The sequence below is a fragment of the Streptomyces boluensis genome, assembly GCF_009908195.1.
Lineage (GTDB): Bacteria > Actinomycetota > Actinomycetes > Streptomycetales > Streptomycetaceae > Streptomyces > Streptomyces boluensis.
The window spans coordinates 1-5,108 of record NZ_JAAAHS010000478.1 but is presented as its reverse complement, the minus strand read 5'-3'; the positions used below and the strand labels follow the sequence as shown (position 1 = coordinate 5,108).

General features: G+C 75.3%; 2 protein-coding genes. Both read left to right on the top strand.

Annotated features, from left to right (window positions below):
* The first annotated feature begins 57 nt into the window (after positions 1–57).
* Positions 58–519: an SSI family serine proteinase inhibitor gene (locus GUY60_RS34105; RefSeq protein ID WP_161704996.1), complete on the top strand. Its 462-nt coding sequence runs from the start codon at positions 58–60 to the stop codon at positions 517–519.
* A 215-nt stretch (positions 520–734) separates the two neighbouring features.
* Positions 735–5,051 carry a PAS domain-containing protein gene (locus GUY60_RS34100; RefSeq protein ID WP_161704994.1) on the top strand — a complete coding sequence of 1,439 codons (4,317 nt, stop codon included), beginning with the start codon at positions 735–737 and terminating at the stop codon, positions 5,049–5,051.
* The last annotated feature ends 57 nt before the right edge of the window (positions 5,052–5,108 follow it).

The following is a 5,108-nucleotide window of genomic DNA, read 5'->3' as shown; positions in this document are numbered from 1 at the left end:
GGCGTTAGACGGTGTGACGTTTCCTCTTCGCTTCCTCTTCGCTCTGGAGCTCCCGTGCTGCCGCGCCGTATCGCCTGTACCGCCGTCGCGTCCTTCGCCGCGCTGTCCGCCGCCCCCGCCGTCGCGCAGGAGGCCCCGCCCGCGCCGCGGTTATCGCCGGCCGGGCAGGACCACCTGACCGTGACCGTCTCCGGGACCGGCGCCGAGGACGGGACGTACCGGCTCGAGTGCGGGAGTGACGGGAGCTTCGGCGGTACGCACCCGCGGGCCGAGGAGGCGTGCGACCGGCTCGGGCAGCTCGCGGCGAGTGGCGAGGACCCGTTCGCGCCGGTGTCCGCTGACGCGCTCTGCACCATGCAGCACGGCGGCCCGGGGACCGCGCGGGTCACCGGTGTCTGGCACGGCCGGCCGGTGGGCGCGACGTACGACCGCAGCGATGGATGCGAGATCGGGCGCTGGAACGCGATGGTGCCGGTGCTGCCCGAGCCGGGCGCGGGCGGTCCGATCACCACGCGGTGAGCGCGTGCGCCTCGTGCGCGGCGCGTGGGCGGGATCGGTGCGCTCCCGTCACGGCGCGCGCGCGAGGCGCTCACACCTCCTCCGTGCGACCTCCCTCTCATCCGGCTCCACGCGCACAACAGGTGCCCGTAGACTCCTGCCGTGACACGCCAAGGGCCGCGGGACCAGGGGGTCCCGGAGGCCGGCAAAAGGCAGTAAAGGGAGGATCCGTCGTCGTGAGCAGCAGGCCATCCCGAGGCGCTGCTCGCCTCGCAGCCATACTCGATGCCCTGCCGGACGCGTTGTTGCTCGTCAACGCCAACGGCACGGTCGTCAACGCCAACACCATCGCGCTCGGCACCTTCGAGACGTCCGGCTGGGCGCTTGTCGGGCGCGGGTTGCTCGATCTGCTGCCGGAGTTCGACTCCCGGCTGATCCCCGGCTCCATGCGGCGGCCCGACTCCGTCGACGAGGACAGCCAAGGCCGCACCAAGCCGCGGCGGATGACGGCACGGCGCACGGACGGCAGCGAGTTCCCGGTCGAGGTCACCAGTGCCAATCTGGAGGACTCCCGGGACGCGTACGAGAGTCACGGTACGTACGGATATTCCGGTGACGAGCTGTTGATGCTCGTCGTGCGGGATCTCTCCGGCACCGTGGACACCGAGGCGGAGCTGGCCCGTTCACAGCGGCAGACCGAGATGATCCTGCGGGCCGCCGCCGAGGGCGTCGTGGGCACGGACACCGAGGGCCGGGTCGTCCTCGTGAATCCGGCCGCCGCTCAGATCCTCGGCTACCGCGCGAGTGATCTCGGTGGCAAGGACCTGCACGAGCTCGTGCAGCCCTCGCGGCCGGACGGCGAGCCGTTCCCGTACGACGAGAGTCCGCTCGCTGACACGCTCCGCTCGGGGCGCAAGCACCGGGTGCGCGGGCAGGTGTTGTGGGCCAAGGACGGCAGCCGCGTGCGGGTCGACCTGACGACCGCGCCGGTGCGGGACGGGGACCAGCTGGTCGGCGCCGTCCTCGCGTTCACGGACCGCCGGGCGTACGACGAACTGGTCGAGCAGCACGCGGAGGAGACCGCCCGCGCGGAGGAGCGGTACACGGCGCTCGCGGAGCGCGAGAAGGACCGGTACGCGGCGCTCGCCGAGCGCGAGAAGGACCGCTACGAAGCCCTGGCCGAGCAGGAGAGCGAGCGGTACGAAGCGCTCTCGGCGCGGCACGCCCAACTGCTCGCGGTGCTCGGTGATTCGCTGCGCGGCCCGCTGGACGAGCTGCGCCGGCAGCTCGGCACGCTCGCCGCCGACCCGGCCGGACAGCTGTGGCCCGAGGCCAACCAGGTCCTTCACCACCTGGCCGCCGGGTACGCCCGGATGACCACGCTCGTCGACAACGTCCTCGCGTACCAGCAGCTCGACACCGGCACGGCCGAGCTGAACAAGGAACTCGTGCTGCTCGACGGCGTGGTGGCCGCGGGTGTCGAGGGCGCGGTCGAGCTGATCGGGCCGGGGCGCGCCCAGTTCGCGGTGCACGCGCCGTCGTTGCAGGCGGAGGTGGACGGGCCGCGGCTCGCCACCGCGCTCGCGCACCTGATCGCGGACGTCGCCGGTATCGACGCCACCGGCAGCGCGCGTGTGCCCGCGCCCACCGGTCCCGGCGCCGGTGGCCAGGTCGACTCCACGATCGTGGTCGCGGCCGCGCAGCGCGGTGAGGTCGTACGCATCGAGGTGCGGGGGCCGTACGCGGGCGGCGATCCGGTGCACAGTCCGGTCGTACGGGGCATCGTGCGCGCGCACGGCGGTGTGCTGCAGACGCACGAGGTGCCGGGCATGAGCGGCAGCGCGTACGTCCTTGAGGTGCCGCTCGGGGCCGGGACCGGGGCCGTCGCGGCGCCGGACGAGACCGCGCCGGACAAGGCCGCGCCGGTCGAGGCCGCGCCCGAGGCGCCTTCGGCTCCGGAGGCGGCGGAACTGCCCGCGCAGCAGCAGACCGAGGGCGGCGGACGGCGACGGGCCCGGCGCGGGCCTTCGGTGGACGCGTTCCTCGACGACGGTTCAGGCTCCGATTCCGGTTCCGGTTCCGCCGAGGGCAACGAGGCGCAGGCCGCGGGGACTTCGGAGGTCGCGGAGGCCGCGGAGACGGCTGGGGCTTCGGAGGTCGAGGAGCCGCGCGGTCGGCGTCGGCGGCGGGCCGCTGCTCCGGCCGGACAGCCGGGCCCGGGTGCCGAACTGGTGCCCGCGCAGAACTCCGGCGAGACGCCTTCCGACGACCCCGAGGCCAGTACGGGTTCGGGTGGTACGGGGCGCAGGCGGCGGCGTCCCGCTGCCGCCGAGGGTTCCGTGGTGACCGCCGCCGAGCACGCCGCTGGTGCCTCGTCCGGTCAGTCCGGTACGGCGCAGGGGCTCGGCCAGACCGTGCCGCCGCAGGGCATGCCGGTACCGGCCGAGTCGGCCGGGGTGGCGCCGAGCGGGCGCAGGGCGCGCCGCAGCGTGGAGGCCGGGCCGCAGGCGCTGCCCGCGCTGCCCGCCGCGGCTTCGGACACGCCGAGCGACACGACGAGCAGTACTACGGGCAGCACGACAGGCAGCACCGCGAGCCCCACCGGCGCTCCCGCCGCCGCGAGTTCGGCCGAGGTCGAGGTGGCGCCCAGGGGGCGCCGGGCGCGACGTGCGCTGGCCGCCGCGCAGGAGCGTGCCGCCGCTGCCGAACGGACCGGTCCCCGTACCGCGTTCGCGCTGCCGCCCGCCGAGGCCGACCGGGTCCCGCAGGCTCCGGACGCCGTGCAGCCCGTACCGGCTGAGGTGGCCGAGCCGACCGAGGCCGCCGCGCCGCAGGGGGCCGAAGTGCCCGCCGCCGCAGCCGACTTGGGCGGTGCGCAGGAGGCCGAGGGCGGCCACGGGTACAACGCGCCCGCCGGTCCCGACGCAGATCACACGCCGCCGCAGCCGCACCCGGCGCAGGCCCCCACGGGGCGCCGCCGGGCCCGGCCCGCGCCCGCGCAGCCGCCCGTCGAGCCGGTCCCGGACGAGGCACCCGCCGTACCTGCCGTACCTGCCGCGCTCCCGCCCGAGCAGGTTCCCGCTGAGCCGGAGGTCGCTGAGGCTGAAGTCCCGGGCGCCGAGCCGCAGCAGCCGGTCGGGCAGGACGCCGCGGCCGAACCGGAACCCGCCCCGCAGGACCCGCACGACCCGCAGAACCCGCAGGCGGAGGACGAGGCGGACGCGCAGCGCGCCCGGCTCGCTCAGCCGCTGCCCGCGGAAGCGGAGGCTCCTGCCGCCGCGTCGAGCACCTCGACGCAGGGCCGGGCGATCAGCGTGCGCACCCTCGGCCAGGGCGTGCCGTTCGCGCAGCACATCGCCGAGCAGCAGCGCCCGCTCCCGGCACGGGCGCCGGGGCAGCCGCAGAACCCCACGCAGTCCCAGACCGGCAGCTTCCACACCGCCGGAGGACAGACCTCCGGTGGCTCGGGGCGGCGCCGCAAGCTGTCCACACCGCCCGAGGGCGGACACGGCTCCGACGAGCGCGGTACGCAGAGCGGTGCACAGGCAGGTACGGCGGGCGGGCCGGGTGCTCAGCCCGGTCCGATGCCGCCCGCCGGTTCGGGCTCACTGCCCGGTACGGGACCGCTGCCGGGGACCGGTTCGCTCGCCGGGACGGGTTCGCTCGCCGGGGCCGGGCCGCTGCCCGGTGAGGGCCAGCACCGTACCGAGGGCCGGTCCTACGCCATCGGCGCGCCGGACGAGGGTGCCGAGGGGCCCGAGCCGCTCGACGGTCCCGGCGGTGCGGTCGAGGTGGCGAACAGCCCGCAGCCGCAGCCCATGGACGACGAGCTGCCGCCCGAGCCGCTGGACAACCCGCGCCGGCTCCTGGTGTGGCCCGCGCCCGATGTGTCCACGCAGCAGGCGCTGAGCGACCGTGGCTACCGGCCGGTGATCGTGAACTCCCGTGACGAGGTGGACGCCCAGATCGCCGCGTTCCCCGCCGCGCTGTTCGTCGACCCGCTGACCGGCCCGATCACGCGTACCGCGCTCCAGTCGCTGCGTCAGGCGGCCGTCGCGGCGGAGGTGCCCGTCCTGGTGACGGCCGGGCTCGGACAGGCCTCGCGCGAGGCGGCGTACGGAGCCGACCCCGCCATACTCCTGAAGGCGCTCGCGCCCCGGGACAGCGAGCAGCACCCCTCGCGGGTCCTGCTGATCGAGGAGCACGACGAGATCGCGCGGGCGCTCACCGCCACCCTCGAGCGCCGCGGCATGCAGGTGGCGCGGGCGGTCACCGACGCGGACGCGGTGACCCTCGCGACGCAGATGCGGCCGAACCTGGTCGTGATGGACCTGCTGCAGGTGCGCCGCCGCCGCGCCGGAATCGTCGACTGGCTGCGCGCCAACGGGCAGTTGAACCGCACCCCGCTGGTCGTCTACACGGCCGCCGTCGACCCCTCGGACCTGCCGAGCCTGGGCTCCGGCGAGACGGTGCTGTTCCTCGCGGAGCGGTCCACCAGTGCCGAGGTGCAGGCCCGGATCGTCGACCTGCTTGCGAAGATCGGCACCAACTGACGGGTTCCGCCCGGTACTTGCTCATACGTCGGGGGCGGGCGCTGTTTCACGTGAAAC